This window comes from Aquimarina aggregata, from assembly GCF_001632745.1.
Classification (GTDB): Bacteria; Bacteroidota; Bacteroidia; order Flavobacteriales; family Flavobacteriaceae; genus Aquimarina; species Aquimarina aggregata.
This window is the reverse complement of the sequence record NZ_LQRT01000024.1, coordinates 551,012-567,351: the sequence shown is the minus strand read 5'-3', so window position 1 is coordinate 567,351 and position 16,340 is coordinate 551,012. Positions and strand designations below refer to the sequence as shown.

Sequence of the window (16,340 nt, the reverse complement as noted above, 5' to 3'; positions counted from 1 at the left end):
GCTATCGGTTTTTTTACACTTCTTATACAAATTAGCAAGATTATTCACATTGAGGATCACGACCACCATCTCTAATATCCCAATTACTTTCACTAATCAACGTAGCTCTTGCGACAGCTGCTTCATCAGAACAAAAAGTGGTTCTAGATACGGCAAAATCAACATCATTTTGTCGTGTTTGATTTGCAAAACTAATGAGTAGTTTGTCATAGTTTTCTGTTGAAAATGCTGAACTACTAAACATACTACCAGCATCAGTAACGTTAGAAATATTCCAGTTACTAATATCGGGGTTTGCCGATGAAGCAAATAAAAACATCCCAAACATTTCCGTTACATTAGAAGTATCCCATTTACTAACATCGGGGTTCGCCAACCTTGCACTACTAAACATACCCACTAGATTAGTTACATTGCTAATATCCCAATTACTTACATCTGGATTTGCAATGGATGCACCAATAAACATGAAGCCTAGACTGCTCACGTTTGACAAATCAGGTACATCGGTTGCAGGCACTTTAAGATTAGTGCATTCTGCAAATGATTTTTCCATAGATAACCACGTCCCCGTTCCCCATTGATCCACAGAGATAATCTTTTTAGCCCCATCGTCCCCAGTATTTGTAGCATTGTCAAATTGTATTGAAGGAAAAGTACCCGTTATACGTATGGTATGCTCTTTATCAACATCAAAACTATGCGTGATATCCCCATTGATTCCAGATTCATCTACTACCCCATCATTATCCCAATCTACATTATAGTTATACGTTAATGCTGGATTTGTGGGAATCGTAATTTCTTTAGCAGACCAGGTCGTTATAAATTCTATTCCTGATGCTGTTCCCAAACGAACAGTAACATTTACCGTAAACTCTTGAGTATCTCCGTTTTCGGCAACGACAGTATACACTAAAGGATTTGTAAAATCTTGTGCTAAACCAACTGCTGGAACTATAGTTAATCCTGTATGCTCAATAACGGGAATTAACGCTGTAATATCTGTCCCCGTATCAAACTCAAGCGTAATCGTGTTATTATCTATAGTGCCCTGTTCCTCATTAATACTAAATGAAGTAATCTCATTAAGATCACTTGGTTCTGATTCTGTTATAGTCACAATAACCGTAAATTCTTGAGTATCTCCATTTTCAGCAACGACAGTATACACTACGGGGCTTGTAAAATCTTGTGTCGAACCGTTTTCAGGAGCTATACTTTCTCCAGTATGTTCAATAACGGGAGTCAAAGCTGTAATATCTGTTCCTGCAGCTAACTCAAGGGTAATAATCTTATTGTCTATAGCGCCCTGTTGCTCATTAATACTAAATGAAGTAATCTCATTAAAGTCACTTAATACTCGATCGTCATCATCATTAGAACATGATATGAATAGTAAGAAGAGGCAAATGTAAATAGGTAGTGTTTTCATTTTTTTATATTTCTGAATGATTTGATGCCGCAAATAAAGGTTGGGAAAATTATGAAACCAAAATAAGATACGCCAAAAGGAAAAAATAAGCTTGAAAGAGGAAAACAAATGGTTAGAATACCGTTTGTTTTTTATTAAAGTTTATTGGTTAATGCTATTAGTTACGAAAAGGCAGCATAAGCATAGATTCGTTAATGATCCAATCGCTCAGAAACGATAGCACGGATTACAATATATAGTGAATATCTCAAACATAACTAATTGATAAGGCTAAAAGCTATATCCTAAACCCGATCACGCGGATTTGCAATCCGTGTCGTCATAGCGAGTACAAATAAAAAACGGTCACATTAGTAGTGATCGTTTTTATACTTAAGAAAATTCAGTGTCAAAAAACAAAACTATCATGATCTATTATAGTAAATCATCGTCTTAAGTATATTCTAGTTTTGTCGAAGGCACGGATTACAAATCCGCACTATCGGAATTCCTGTATCCTATTGTAACATCTGACAAAACGAATACTTCTTTTAGGGTATTTTCATCAATATCAACGTTTTTGATATCAGTTTTAATATTTACAGAAACACCAAGGCTTACTTCAAAATGATCATTGTTTTTTACCTGTAAGCCTCAATCAAATAGGTACGAGCTAGGATTCTGTTTGCAGTTGGATTAAGTGCAAAACAACTATCAAGATTAAAAAAACTACCTTCAAAACCTAGGTAATAATTTTAAATTAATAATTGACTTTTATGAGCTCTATAAAATTTTTACAACTATGTTACTTCCATTGTTAAACCTCCTTAAAAAGTACGGTTTGAAAATCTGCTAATAGCAGTTCTTTAATAGGACCTCATTCTTTTTAAAGTAGGGTTTTTCTCTAGTCAATTGTTTATAGATAAGCACCTTAATAGTGACATATAAACTATAGCAATCAAATTAAGAATAACACACTCTGGTATAATTTATGTGCATAAGTATTTAAATTTTATAGACCCATCGATTATGAAAAAAATTACACTTATACTAGTACTGCTTAGTTTTGGAATAACAAACTCTGGTTATAGTCAAGGTAAGCTTGACATCGCCGAGAAGAGTTTAAGTAAAAGAGAAAGTAACAATACTAGTAGAAATGATTCTAGATCTGGATCAGATGACAACTATGAGTCAACAGATTGGGGAGATATGTTTATCGTTGCAGAATTAGGCTTGTTTGCCGCCGAAGCTTTTTTATATGCTACATATTTTACGGCAATAGAAACTCCTATGGAAGCAGAACATAGAGCAACTGGGGCTCGTATCACGAAATATCCTTATCTTAATTCTAAGATCGGGAATTATGCATATGATAGCGGTGAAAACACTACACAATTTAGAGCCACAATAAGTAATAGATATATCATCGAAAATCAAAAACTATATGGAAATCATCTAAATGCAGATCTGCGATTTCTGGAGAGAATTGGATTCGAAGCTGATTACCTACAACTATGGGAAGACAATACTAATTTTGGTGCCAATACATTAGCCATATTTACTGCAATGGCAAAATACCATAGAGTACGTACAGAAAAGTTTAATGCCTGGTGGGGAGTTGGAACTACCTATGTTGGAGGAGAAGTTGATGAGTTTGGATTTGCATATGGTGTTGGGGCAGAATTGTTTTTTGCGAAACCACTAAGTATAGAAACCAATTTTTATGGAGCATACATTAATCAAAGACCTGTAAATAGACTTTCTGCATTGCTAAACTATCATTATAAACGTCTTAAATTTTCTGGAGGGTATGAACACCTTAGAATTGGTAGTCTTGATTTATCAACCTTCTCCGGCGGAATGGGAGTTTCTTTCTAGATAACGAGCATCATCTAAAAAATGTACTATCATAATTCGGTCATAGGATCCCAGAAGATCTTATCAAAATCTTGAATCTGACTTTCGATAACTTCTACACCTTCACTTTCTAGTAATTGTTGCATTAGATTAGTACCTTGAAAATGGTGTTTTCCTGTCAAGATTCCTTTTCTGTTTACTACACGATGCGCAGGTACATCTTCACGGCCATCACAAGCATTCATTGCCCAACCAACCATACGAGCACTTTTTGCCGCTCCTAAAGATTTAGCAATAGCCCCATATGAGGTTACTCTACCATAAGGTATTTGTTTAGCCACCTCATAGACTCTTTCAAAAAAATTAGTTTCCTCTTTTTTTACTCCCATGTATAAATAATTCTTGCCAATGTAATAATTACTAAAACTAACATTAAGGCCGCCATAAAATAGTTAGTGTACTTAGTTATTGAAGCTGTTTTCTTTTCTATCTTTAAAAATGAAAGTACATAAAAATATAGCGTTACAAAGGTTCCTGTTCCAGCTGCTATAGTAAAAGCTGTTATACGAACTGCATCATATTCAATTTTACCACTTACACTCATACCTGCCGCAATTGCACAAAAATAGGGTATCGGCAGAACATTTAAAGCAGACATCATTGCACCTTTAAAAAAACTTCGAGTACTTGCTTTTTTATATACCTTAATTTTTGCGCTTTTTTGTTTTGCTTTTGCAAAAAAATAAATGGCCATTAAAAAAAAGATAACTGCTCCAGTACGTAGTAAAATATTTCTAACAAATGGATTAAAGAAAATATACTTTGCCAGAAGTATTGCGATTAATGCCTGAAATAAAACAACAACTGAAGCGCCTATAGCTACCAAAATACCATTGTTCTTACCTCTCTCTAGACAGGTTCTAGCCACAGTCATATTGACTAATCCTGGAGGGATTACTCCAACTAGTGATGCAAAAAACGTGACTAAAAATAGTTTGGTAGTTTCCAAAATGACGATGCCAATTACACGATCCTAAACTGGATGTAAGTTATAGGTTTATTTTTTTCTAAATATTGTTTTTCATAAAAAGTTTGAATCGAAGTTACCACCTCTGGTGACCCCTCTTGATGATAAACATTATGATTTGCATATAGCACCTCATGACCTTCACCATGCAATAACCCTAAAGTATATCCATGCATAAATTCACTATCGGTTTTAAGATGCATAATCCCATCTGGTTTTAATATCTTTTTATATCGTTGTAAGAATGCAGTATTGGTCATTCTATGTTTTGTACGCTTATACTTGATTTGTGGATCGGGAAAAGTAATCCAAATCTCATCGACTTCTCCTTCTTCAAAAATATGAGCTACAAGTTCAATTTGTGTTCGAATAAACCCAACATTGTTTAAATCTTCTTCGATAGCCGTTTTAGCACCTCTCCAAAAACGAGCACCTTTAATATCAATACCTATAAAATTTTTATCTGGATATTTTTGAGCAAGACCAACAGTATATTCTCCTTTACCACATCCTAATTCTAACACTATAGGATTTTCGTTTTTAAAGAATTTCTCATTCCATTTCCCTTTATATCCTAGGCTATTATTAAGTACCTCATCTCTTGTGGGTTCTACCACATTCTGAAAGGTTTTATTTTCATTAAATCGTTTTAATTTATTCTTACTTCCCACCGATTCTTTTTATTACTTATTTACTAGTCTTTAGAATGTCTGTTATGTTACATTAACTAAAGAAAATCATACCTTAAAAAAAGAGCTCTCATCCTGTAACACTTCTAATTACAGAATCTCTAAATTTAATTTTTTGGTAAAATTAAGGAAATATACGGATACCGAAATAGGATTAACTTTATTATTATACTGAAATGATAAATTGCTCTAACAACTTAAAAAATAGAACATTTGGACAAAAAAGTACTTGTAGCACCTCTTAACTGGGGATTAGGTCATGCAACTCGATGTATTCCTATTATCAATGCCTTAATTCATGAAGGTATCGAACCTGTAATTGCATCAGATGGTGTAGCGCTTTCTTTATTAAAAAAGGAATTCCCTGAACTACAAACAAAAGAACTGCCTTCTTACAATATTGAATATTCTAAAAAGGGAAGTAATTTTAAATTCAAAATGCTTTTAAATAGCCCAAAGATTGCCCATGCTATTAGTGCAGAACGAAAAATGATTAAAAAAATAATCGAAGAAGATAATTTTTGTGGTATTATATCCGACAATCGTATGGGAGTTCGACACAAAAGTATTCCCTCTGTATTTATAACGCACCAACTAACTGTATTGAGTGGAAAAACTACTTCGTTTAGTACAAAGATTCACAATAAATATATCAAAAAATTTGATGTATGTTGGGTTCCAGATATGGCTGATGATCCAAACTTAAGTGGCGAATTAGGTCATCCTAAAAAAAGTAATATTCCTGTTACATATCTTGGTCCTTTAAGTCGGTTTGAATATCAAATTGTTCCCAAAAAGTATGATATTATGGTATTACTTTCTGGTCCAGAACCACAACGAACACTACTAGAGCAAAAGCTCTTTCAAGAATTTGAACAAAGTGATAAAAAAATTGTTTTTGTTAGAGGGCTTATTCAGGAAACTCAAGAAACTTATGTTAAGAATAATATTACTATTCATAATTATCTTACTGGAAAAAACCTTGAGGATACTATAAATAGTAGCAATCTAATTATTTCAAGATCTGGTTACACCACCGTAATGGATTTGGCTAAATTAAAGAAAAAAGCTTTTTTTATACCTACTCCAGGACAGTTTGAGCAAGAATATCTTGCAGAACGTTTAACATTAAATAAGTTAGTACCAAGCTGTAACCAAAGTGAATTTACATTAACAAAATTAAGGGATTTAAATGCCTATAGAGGATTAAGTAGTTTTAGTACCGACATCGACTACAGGGAACTTTTTCACTTTTTCCAGAGTAAATGAAAATTCACTTCCTACTCGATAATCACTTTCTACATAGATACGTTCATGGTGGGCTTCGATAATATGCTTTACTATTGCTAAACCAAGTCCAGATCCCCCTTCTCGACGAGAGCCACTTTTATCTACTCTGTAGAAGCGTTCAAAAAGTCTTGGAATATGAGCTTGGGCTATACCTTCACCATTATCCGTAACTCTAACTATTGTTTTGTTACGAATAAGATCTTCGATACTTACCTCTGTCGTACCATCTTCTTTTCCGTATTTAATAGAGTTTACAATTAGATTTGATAACACTTGTTGTATTCGTTCTCTATCCGCATGAACAATTATGGGTTCAGAATAGTTCATATCAAAAGTAAGAGCGATATTCTTTTTTGACGCTTTCATTTCAAAAAGATCAAACACACTTTGAACCAATTCTACAATATCAAAATTTGTATAATTAAGATTTAAATCACCTACTTCTAGCTTGGTGATCATATCTAAATCATTAACAATATAAATCAAACGCTCTACTCCTTTATTAGCTCTATTAAGATATTTATCCAAAATTGCAGGGTCATGCATTGCTCCATCTAACAACGTAAGTATATATCCTTGAACCGTAAATAAAGGTGTTTTAAGCTCATGAGATACATTACCCATAAATTCTTTACGATAATCTTCCCTAATTTTTAAGGTTTCGATCTCTGTTTTTCTTTGCTGGGCAAACTTCTCTACTTCTTTAATAAGAGTTCTCATATCTGTGGTTACAGGAGTATCACCGATATTATCAACATCGAGCATCTCGATATCATCATATATTTTTCGAACTCTACGATAAATGAATTTCTCTACACGGTATTGCACAATCAAAAAACATATAGCGTAACATACTAGTGAAAAACCTACTATAAATATAGGATTAACTATTGATTGAGTATACAAAAAAACGCTCAATACGAGCGTTAAAATTATAGTTATATATAAAGAAGACAAGTATGCAAACCTATACGACTTTTTAAAATTTTCTGCCATTAAACTACGAACTTATATCCGACTCCTTTGATAGTTTTGAAACTATTATCGCCGATCTTTTCTCTAAGTTTTCTGATATGAACATCTATAGTACGACCACCAACAATAACTTCGTTACCCCAAACCTTATCAAGGATATCTTCTCGTTTAAAAACCTTACCTGGTTTAGAGGCCAATAAAGATAATAATTCAAACTCTTTTCTTGGTAAAACGATCTCTTTTTTGTCTTTGATGATTTTATATTCATCACGATTAATTACCAAGTTTCCAATTTTTACAACATTATCAGAAGAATCATCTTCTTTAAGCCTACGAAGTAAAGCTTTTACTTTACTTACCAATACTTTGGGGCGAATTGGTTTTGTTATATAATCATCTGCTCCGGCATCAAAACCTGCTACTTGAGAGTAGTCCTCACCTCTTGCAGTCAAGAAAGTTATGATTGTATTCTGTAAATCTGGTAATTTGCGGATTTGTTCACAAGCTTCGATACCATCCATCTCTGGCATCATCACATCCAAAATAATCAATTGTGGTTTTTTCTTCTTAGCTAGTTTTACAGCTTCAACACCGTTTTCTGCAGTAACAACATGGTAGCCTTCTGCTGTAAGATTATATCCGACGATTTCTAAAATGTCTGGCTCGTCATCTACTAGTAGTATGGTAATATCTTTTTTATTCATGTTTTCCTATAAATTATATCACGACAAGTAAATATACTATGTTAAACTGAAGTTTTGACAACTATAAAGCTAGGAAACAATAATCTAACATAAAAACATCATAAGGATAACAATTACTTAACGTAAGAAAAGTGGTCTTAGAGATAGATATACTTTAATCCTGATGATCTCTATAGGTTATTAAGAGATTCATTGTTGCAGTAATAAGATCCTTTGTTTCTGTTAATAAACCAAAGTATAAAGTAGTATTTTTAGGACTACTTTCTTCTGTTCTAGTTCTTGCTACTTGTTTATTAATTTTATCACTTACAATAGTAAATAACTCTTGTTTTTCTGCTATTATATCATTTAAAGTGGCAAACTCTCGATTATCGAAAACAGACTTAATATTTTTGTAAAAATCATCTAAGTGATCTTCTATCTCTTTTAAATCTTTGATTTGATTAAATCGAAGTTTCTTGTGATTATTATTCACATGTTTGTGACTAACTTTTGCTATATATTCTAGAGATTGCGTAATATCTTCGAGATAACCTAAAATCGAAATATAAAAATTACTGGCCCCAACACTAGATTCGTCTAGATTTTTAATGAAATAAAATATACTATCTCTTAATTCTTCTACTTCTGTTTCTAATTTAGCTATTCCTTTCCTACTCTTTTTTAACGCAGTTAAATCATATTTTGCTAGACTATCTATGGTTTGCCCATAAATTTTATTTCCTCTATTAACAAAGGATTTAATATTATCTGCACTTTCTTCAATAACACCTTTTATAGAGCTACTTTCTGATTTTTTAAGTCGATCTTCTGCTCTTTCTGCTCTTGTCTTATTGCGATACTTAATTGTATTTCTTGCCAAAAGGAAAATTGCTAGTGCTAATAAAATAGCTAGCATTGATGGGAGATGTAAATGAAGTAAAAAAGCAATTGTAGCAGCTGCTAGAAATGCACTTATTGCGGTAAAAAACCAGCCACCAATAACATTTAGTACTCCGGCTACACGGTATACCGCACTTTCTGTTCCCCAAGCTCTATCGGCCAAAGACGTACCCATTGCTACCATAAAAGTAACATAAGTTGTAGACAAAGGTAATTTCATTGATGTTGCTATCGATATTAAAACCCCCGCTACCATAAGATTTACAGCAGCTCTTACCATATCAAAAGCCGGTAAGTCTTCTTGTTTAGCTGTAAAAGCATTTACCTCTATAGATTCCTGATCAAATTGCTTATCTGAAACTTTCTTGAAAGATTGTGGTGTTATCGATGAAATTATCTCTGATAAAAATACGGTGCTTCGTACTACTCCTCGGGATAAAAAATTTGGTTGAAACTTTTCGTCTCCTTCTCCTTGTCGCGAAAGATCTATTGATGTTTTCACTACGTTTCTAGCTTTAGAAGAAAACCATAAAGTCAACACCATGATAATTCCTGCCGCGAGTAAAAGTAATGTAGGTGTTTCAGCTTTACCTCCCAAAACAGCCATCGAAAATTCATGTGGTAATTCTCCAGAAGCACTCCACGCTTCATACGCTTTTAAAGCTGCAATAGGTACACCAATAAAATTTACAAGATCATTACCAGCAAAAGCTAATGCGAGAGCAAATGTACCTACCACGATAATTAATCTATAAATATTCGTTTTAAAAACTTGTATTATCGTAAATGATACTAAAGATAATATCACAAATCCTACCGATACAATCAACGGCACATTAGTTTCTAAAAAACCTCTTAATGTTAATGCTACTGTACCTGTATTCGGGTTAATCTTAAAAAGGTCTTTTTTAGCATCTACTAAATCTTTAACCGTCTCAAATGAAGCATTAAAATATGTGTTTGCCCAATCTAATAGTCCTTCAGCTCCTCCTTCATAAAGAACCTCTACAATTGTTTTGGCATAATTCGTTCCTTTGATTCCTTTAATAAAGATAAAATATAGTATTGCAGTTAAAGCAACACCACCAAATAATGCACCTACCCACTTTGCTTTCTTTTCAAAATTAAAAGATAACAAGAGTCTAGAAATATATTGAACTAAGGCTCCAACAGAAAAAGCTACTACTACCGATAATAAAATACCTGCAATAATTTCTCCAGCCTTTTTGGTGTTTATATAATCTCCTAAATCAGCTACAGAAAGATTAGCATCGGCCGAAATTTTTATTAAGGCAACACATACAGCTGCTCCTAATAATTCAAATACAATAGAAACCGTAGTAGACGTTGGCATTCCTAATGTATTAAAGAAATCGAGTAACAAAATATCAGTAATCATAACCGCCATAAAAATGATCATGATTTCATCAAAATAAAATTCACCTGGAACAAATATACCCTTACGTGCAACTTCCATCAAACCGCTAGAAAAAATTGCACCTGCTGCAATACCTAAGCTAGCTACAATCATTATCGTTCTAAACGAAACAGCCTTAGAACCAATTGCAGAATTTAAAAAATTAACGGCATCATTACTTACTCCTACAATAAGATCTGCAACGGCTAAGACAGCCAAAGCAACAATCATCAATATGTAAATATCACTCATATATTCCTAACGTACTTATAGATCACAAAAATGTTACTAAAATTCAAGTCATATGTTATTGAAATGTTATCTTTTCATAGCTTTTTTATACTACTAGACATAGCTATCGACTAGATACAAACGTATCTAATAACTGCATACTATTTAGATTTTATAGACCTTCTTACTACACTCCCCGACTAAAAGAAAATTCATAAAGAAACATCAAACACCCATAAATACCCTATTTATCAAATATTCGAGGCTCAAAAAAAAGTAAACCACTAGCAAAAAAAACTAGCTTGTATAAAAACGAATAGCCTATTTTATCCCTTAACCAACCATAATAGTAAAGATTGATCTTACCTATATCAATAGATTTACAAAATATAAATACTTGTTTATCAATTAAATATAGATCTATTGTTAATTTAATGTTACGCAATTGTTGTTTAAAAGTAAAATTAATGTTACATTTGTAATGTAATTATTAAGAACCCCAATTAAAATATATAATATATGAGAAATTTAGTAATGTTTATAGCACTGGTGTTTTCGGCGACTATATTTGCTCAGGAAGTAAAACCTACTTTTGAAAAACAAGGAGACCAAATTAAAGGTACTTTTTTTCATGCAGATGGAACCATAAAGCAACAAGGTTTCTATAATAAAGAAGGAAAACTTCATGGAGAATGGAAATCATACGATGCTACTGGAAAGAAAATTGCAATGGGTCAATACAATAATGGTGTAAAGACAGGAAAGTGGTTTTTTTGGTCTACCGAAAAGTTATCAGAAGTAAATTACGACGATAATCAGATAGCAGATGTAACTACTTGGTCAAACAAAGATAATGTTGTTGTAAATTATGACAATTAAGATATTTGTCTTAAAATATAAAAAAACGCTTCAGGTTTCTGGAGCGTTTTTTGCTTTTAAAGCATAAAAAATATCAAACCCTCGCATTAAGTTTAACTTTTACTATAAAAACCTACTTAAACTTTTTTTTACACTAACCCTTCACTTAATCTTTGGGTAACAAAAAAATTATACCAAAGAAAACGTTGTAATAGGTTTTATTGATCTTATATCAATCACTTATAAAAGACGTAATACATTCTTAATGTTAAGTAAACATTTTATAAACAAGCCTAGGTAACAATTATCTAACATTATAATCATACATAGTTAATTTTTGTATAACACTTATTTAACACCTTCTCTCGTTCTTTGCCCCGAATTTGAGAACAAATTAAATGAGAAAAATTTTCACTTTACTTGCGCTATTTTTTGTTGGAATACTCTTTGCGCAGGAAACCGGTACAATTACCGGTACGTTGTTAGACAAAGAATCTAACAATCAACCGTTACCTTTTGCTAATGTGTTAATCAAAAACACTACAAAAGGAACGACTACAGATTTTGATGGTTTATATAGTATTGATAATTTAGAGCCTGGTACATATATTCTAGAATTTAGTTTTATAGGATATGAAACTTTAGATAAAGAAGTTGTAGTAATTGCTGGTCAAACTGTAACCGCAAATGCTTCTATAGGAGCAAGTGCAGCTGCATTAGACGAAGTGATTATAAAAACAACTACAAAAAAAGAATCTGAGGCTGCCATTTTATTAGAACAAAAAAATGCAGTTACTATTCAACAAAAAATTGGTGCACAAGAACTTTCTAAAAAAGGAGTTAGTGATGTTGCTACTGGATTGACTAAGGCAACAGGTATTTCTAAACAAAGTGATAAACTATATGTACGTGGTTTAGGAGATCGTTATAATAATGCTTACTTAAACGGTTTACCTATTCCCTCTTTAAATCCAAAGTTAAAACTGATTGATTTAGGAATTTTTCCTACTGATATCGTTGAGAATTTAGGGATTTACAAAACCTACTCCCCTGATATTTACGGTGATTTTGCTGGAGCAAGTGTTAATATAGATACTAAAGATCGCCCTGGTAAAGGTTTTTTAGAATTTGGCTTTAGCTCTGGCGTAAACTCGAATGCAGTAGCAAATGATTTCTTTTTACTAAACGGAGGAAAATATGATGACTGGGGATTAGATGATGGATCTAGAAGAGTACCTGTATTTTTAGATATCCCAAACTACAATTACAATAGTACAGAAATTGATTATTTCCCTTTTGATACTTCTTTTAATCCTGAAAAACGATTTAATGCTCCTGATGGAGGAGCAAGTGTTACCGGTGGAAAAAGTTTTGCTATAAGTGATGAAAAAAAATTAGATGTTTTGTTTACTGGCTCATTTAGTCAAAACCACAGAACATCTCTAGGAGGTAACCAAGCAGCTTTTAACTCTCAAGGAGAAAGTATAACGGGACTTGGAAACTTTAAAAATGTTGATCGTTATGAATACTTTACTAACACTACACTTTTAGGAAGTGTTGGATATAGATGGAATAGTAACAACAAAATTCTTGCTACTACTTTATTTGTTAACGATACCTCAGATGAACTTAGAGAATTTACAGATGGTGTAAGTAGTGAAGATACCGATGTTGGTATACGTTTAAGAAGAGGAACATACGAGCAAAACAACTTATTTACCCAACAACTTACAGGAGAACATAAATTTGAAGAAGGTAAATATCAACTAGGTTGGGGAATGGCATACAACAAAGCGCAAGGATTAATCCCAGACAGACGCCAGCTAGTATTTACAGAACTACAAAATGGTAACCTTGTCTTAGGAAACCGTACAAGTCCAGATTTAGCAAACAATCAAAGGTTTTATCAGGAATTAAATGAAAATGATTATTCAGGAAAATTAGATTTTGATATAAATTTTGCAAAAGACGAAGACGATAATTTTAAAAACAAATTAACTGTTGGTATAGCAACTAGATCAAAAGACAGAGATTTTGAATCAAACCAATTAAACTACAATCTAAATAATTTTAGAAGTACCAATGTAGATTTTAATAATCCTGACGCATTATTAAACGAAGCTAACTTTCTTGCTGGTGAATATGTAGTTTTAGAAAACCTAAATACGACTCGAATTTACGAAGCAGATCTATTAACACTTGCTGGGTATGCTAACTTACAATATGCATTAACAGATAAATTAACTTTTAATGGAGGTATTCGTACAGAATTATTTGAACAAAACGTATTTTATAGAGAACAACAAGATTTAGAAACTTCTCCTTTTAGACAACAAAAGATCGACGAAACATTTATACTACCAAGTATTAGTTTAAAGTATGAGGTTAACGAGCAGTCAAACCTTAGATTTGCAGCTAGTAAAACAGTAACCTTGCCTAAATTTACAGAAGTAGCACCTTTCCTAGATGAAGATGTTACCGAATCTACTTTAGGTAACCCAATTCTAAAAAATTCTGATAATTACAATGTTGATCTTAAATGGGAATATTTTCCAGAACAATCAGGAGAATTAGTTGCCGCTACCGTATTTGGGAAATACCTTGAAAACCCCATAGAAAAAGTATTTGTAGCCTCGGCATCCAATGTAAATACGTTTATTAATTCTGACAATGCTGTTATTTTTGGAGCAGAATTAGAATACAGAAAGAATCTGGGTAACCTTTTTAAAGTTGAAGAAACAACTTGGAATAACTTGAATTTTGGCTTTAATGCTACAGTTATGTATTCTAAAGTTAAAATTGATCCGGCAATTACAACATTTAATGGATCAAATATAGCACCTACAAATATCGAGAGACAACTACAGGGAGCATCTCCTTTCTTAGTGAACGCAGATATTGCCTACAACAAAGAATTCAAAACACATAAAATTACATCGGCGCTGGACTTTAATATTTTTGGAGATCGAGTATACTCTGCTGGAGGAAACGGCGTAGGTGATATTTTTGAAAAAGGTTTTGGTGTATTAAACTTCAATTTTAAAGATGAAATAGGAGATCATATCGTACTAAGTTTTAAAGCAAAAAACTTATTAAACCCTTCTGTAGAGCGCTACCAAGATCAAGAAGATCTTAATCAAGAATTTACTACTTACAAATTCGATGATGGGATCAATTTTAGTCTTGGGATAACATTTAAATTATAACAAAATTAAACAACAACACAATTAAGCATTTATACTAATGAAAACTAAAAATTTACTTACGGGAATAGTATTAGGTACTGCAGTTTTATTTAACGCATGTACTGTACAAGAAGATAATATTGGTGATATTACAATCAACCAAGGAGGAGGCGGAAACGCTAATGGAAGTGTAATCCTTGAAGGCCAAATTACTGCAGATCGTACATTAACATCTGATGAAGTATATGAATTAAGAGGTGGTGTATCTGTAGTTGATGGGGTAACATTGACTATCGAGGCAGGTACTAGAATTATAGCTGGTGATGTTGGTGGTGTATTCTCATACATGGCCATAGAACAAGGTGCACGAATCATAGCCGAAGGTACCGCTGCCCAACCTATTGTATTTACATCTAATAAATCAACACCAAACCCTGGAGATTGGGGAGGATTATTATTAGCCGGTAAAGCCCCTATTAATAGAGGAACTACAGCAACAACAGAAGTAGCTAACCTAACATACGGTGGTACAGATCCTGCAGATAACTCAGGGATTTTACGTTATGTTCGTTTAGAATATACTGGTGGTAAAATTAATGATGATGCCGAGTATAACGGACTTTCTCTATATGGTGTCGGAAACGGAACTACACTAGAGTTCATACAAGCTTTTAATGGTAATGATGATGGTATTGAATTTTTTGGAGGAACTGTAAACTTAAAGTACGCCGTAGTAACTGGTGCTGGAGATGATTCTTTTGATTGGACAGATGGATGGATCGGAAATGGACAATTCTGGATTGCACAACAAACTTCTGCCGCTGGTGATAAAGGTATCGAAGCTGATAACCTATCTTCTACTCCAGATGCAGCTCCTTTTTCTAACCCAACGCTATCTAACATTACTTTAATTGGTGCCGAAGATGGTGATGGTGAAAACAAAGGAATCGAATTTAGAGCAGGAACTAAAGTAACCATGTACAACACAATTATCAAAGCTTTCCCTGGTAAAGGAATTGAAGTAGATGATGATCAAACACTAATCAACTTAAACAATAATGAAGTTATCGTTAGAAACTCAATTATCGATAATGTAAACTCTTTTGATTTAGATCACGGAGGTGCTACTGTAGACCTTGCTGATTTTGCAACCTTTGGTAATTTTACTTTAGACGGTTCTAAAGCTCCTTTTGATAATATGGGATCCGCAATTCCTACTGATTTTGAAATCAATGGTTTTAGAGGAACATATGAATACACAACTGCAATAGACGGAAGCGATAATTTTGACCCATCTACGATAGGAACTTTCTTTGATGCTGCTAACTATGCAGGCGCATTACAAGAAGGAGATACTTGGACATCTAATTGGACTCGTTTGTAAAACGATATTTATAAAATTAATGAACTTAAGCCTAGTTTATATAACTAGGCTTTTTTTCGTTTTACTATCATCTCAAATAAACTTCTAGTCTATCACAAAAGTTCGATCTAACTCGTTTTTTATTTAAAAACTCATAAGTATTTGATTGTTTAAATTTTTATAAAATGACATCCATTGATTTAATAACCTGAGTTCGATTTATACTCTACCAATGATCCATTTGTTATCTATATCTGTCTGGTCGAGCGTAGTCTAGACCCTTAGGCTTGACTAAAAACAGCATCTCGACTACGCTCGAGGTGACAGAGAAAAAGAATAATCATTTAAAATCAAACAATTAACAATCGAACTAAGGTTAATAGTAATAAACTATTTCTATAAAAAAGATAACAGAAAAATACTACAAAAATTCATTCACTCCATCTTC

At 32.9% G+C, this 16,340-nt stretch carries 12 protein-coding genes; 5 read left to right on the top strand and 7 right to left on the bottom strand.

Features of this window, described 5'->3' with window-relative positions; all coding sequences use genetic code 11:
* Positions 1–40: 40 nt before the first annotated feature.
* Positions 41–1,435, bottom strand: coding sequence for a BspA family leucine-rich repeat surface protein (locus AWE51_RS17625; protein ID WP_066316027.1), 1,395 nt, complete (start codon positions 1,433–1,435; stop codon positions 41–43).
* A gap of 1,008 nt (positions 1,436–2,443) precedes the next feature.
* On the opposite strand from AWE51_RS17625, the gene AWE51_RS17620 reads away from it, so the two are divergent.
* Positions 2,444–3,292, top strand: coding sequence for a hypothetical protein (locus AWE51_RS17620; protein ID WP_066316024.1), 849 nt, complete (start codon positions 2,444–2,446; stop codon positions 3,290–3,292).
* A 29-nt stretch (positions 3,293–3,321) separates the two neighbouring features.
* On the opposite strand, the gene AWE51_RS17615 is transcribed toward AWE51_RS17620, so the two are convergent.
* From AWE51_RS17615 to trmB, 3 genes are read right to left on the bottom strand one after another with little or no spacing between them, the layout of a single operon-like run.
* Complete coding sequence (locus AWE51_RS17615) at positions 3,322–3,660, bottom strand: MGMT family protein (RefSeq protein ID WP_066316018.1); 339 nt, start codon at positions 3,658–3,660, stop codon at positions 3,322–3,324.
* Positions 3,651–4,280 carry a LysE family translocator gene (locus AWE51_RS17610; RefSeq protein WP_066316017.1) on the bottom strand — a complete coding sequence of 210 codons (630 nt, stop codon included), beginning with the start codon at positions 4,278–4,280 and terminating at the stop codon, positions 3,651–3,653. Before AWE51_RS17610 ends, AWE51_RS17615 begins: the two co-directional genes overlap by 10 nt.
* Before the next feature lie 14 nt (positions 4,281–4,294).
* Complete coding sequence (gene trmB, locus AWE51_RS17605; protein ID WP_066316015.1) at positions 4,295–4,969, bottom strand: tRNA (guanosine(46)-N7)-methyltransferase TrmB; 675 nt, start codon at positions 4,967–4,969, stop codon at positions 4,295–4,297.
* Between the two features lie 231 nt (positions 4,970–5,200).
* Between trmB and AWE51_RS17600 the strand changes: the two genes are divergently transcribed.
* The gene (locus AWE51_RS17600; protein WP_066316013.1) at positions 5,201–6,256 is read left to right on the top strand and encodes a glycosyltransferase; all 1,056 of its coding nucleotides are present in this window, start codon (positions 5,201–5,203) and stop codon (positions 6,254–6,256) included.
* Here AWE51_RS17600 and AWE51_RS17595 read toward each other — a convergent pair.
* From AWE51_RS17595 to AWE51_RS17585, 3 genes are all read right to left on the bottom strand, one after another.
* Entirely contained in the window at positions 6,194–7,273 is a 1,080-nt protein-coding gene (locus tag AWE51_RS17595) for a sensor histidine kinase (protein ID WP_066316010.1), read from the bottom strand. The genes AWE51_RS17600 and AWE51_RS17595 overlap by 63 nt on opposite strands.
* The gene (locus AWE51_RS17590; RefSeq protein ID WP_066316007.1) at positions 7,273–7,956 is read right to left on the bottom strand and encodes a response regulator transcription factor; all 684 of its coding nucleotides are present in this window, start codon (positions 7,954–7,956) and stop codon (positions 7,273–7,275) included. The genes AWE51_RS17595 and AWE51_RS17590 overlap by 1 nt, the downstream gene beginning before the upstream one ends.
* Positions 7,957–8,110: 154 nt before the next feature.
* Complete coding sequence (locus AWE51_RS17585; RefSeq protein ID WP_066316005.1) at positions 8,111–10,507, bottom strand: inorganic phosphate transporter; 2,397 nt, start codon at positions 10,505–10,507, stop codon at positions 8,111–8,113.
* A 498-nt stretch (positions 10,508–11,005) separates the two neighbouring features.
* On the opposite strand from AWE51_RS17585, the gene AWE51_RS17580 reads away from it, so the two are divergent.
* The 3 genes from AWE51_RS17580 (at position 11,006) to AWE51_RS17570 (ending at position 15,913) form a co-directional block, all read left to right on the top strand.
* On the top strand, positions 11,006–11,365 hold the full coding sequence (locus AWE51_RS17580) for a toxin-antitoxin system YwqK family antitoxin (RefSeq protein WP_066316002.1): 360 nt from the start codon (positions 11,006–11,008) through the stop codon (positions 11,363–11,365).
* Positions 11,366–11,742: 377 nt separating this feature from the next.
* The gene (locus tag AWE51_RS17575) at positions 11,743–14,550 is read left to right on the top strand and encodes a TonB-dependent receptor (protein ID WP_066316000.1); all 2,808 of its coding nucleotides are present in this window, start codon (positions 11,743–11,745) and stop codon (positions 14,548–14,550) included.
* A gap of 37 nt (positions 14,551–14,587) precedes the next feature.
* On the top strand, positions 14,588–15,913 hold the full coding sequence (locus AWE51_RS17570) for a hypothetical protein (protein WP_066315998.1): 1,326 nt from the start codon (positions 14,588–14,590) through the stop codon (positions 15,911–15,913).
* Positions 15,914–16,340 lie beyond the last annotated feature (427 nt).

Excerpts from the sequence above, each read along its gene's own strand:
- AWE51_RS17625 (WP_066316027.1), bottom strand. The coding sequence starts at position 1,435 with ATGAAAACACTACCTATTTACATTTGCCTCTTCTTACTATTCATATCA.
- AWE51_RS17620 (WP_066316024.1), top strand. The coding sequence starts at position 2,444 with ATGAAAAAAATTACACTTATACTAGTACTGCTTAGTTTTGGAATAACA.
- AWE51_RS17615 (WP_066316018.1), bottom strand. The coding sequence starts at position 3,660 with ATGGGAGTAAAAAAAGAGGAAACTAATTTTTTTGAAAGAGTCTATGAG.
- AWE51_RS17595 (WP_066316010.1), bottom strand. The coding sequence starts at position 7,273 with ATGGCAGAAAATTTTAAAAAGTCGTATAGGTTTGCATACTTGTCTTCT.
- AWE51_RS17590 (WP_066316007.1), bottom strand. The coding sequence starts at position 7,956 with ATGAATAAAAAAGATATTACCATACTACTAGTAGATGACGAGCCAGAC.
- AWE51_RS17585 (WP_066316005.1), bottom strand. The coding sequence starts at position 10,507 with ATGAGTGATATTTACATATTGATGATTGTTGCTTTGGCTGTCTTAGCC.
- AWE51_RS17580 (WP_066316002.1), top strand. The coding sequence starts at position 11,006 with ATGAGAAATTTAGTAATGTTTATAGCACTGGTGTTTTCGGCGACTATA.
- AWE51_RS17575 (WP_066316000.1), top strand. The coding sequence starts at position 11,743 with ATGAGAAAAATTTTCACTTTACTTGCGCTATTTTTTGTTGGAATACTC.
- AWE51_RS17570 (WP_066315998.1), top strand. The coding sequence starts at position 14,588 with ATGAAAACTAAAAATTTACTTACGGGAATAGTATTAGGTACTGCAGTT.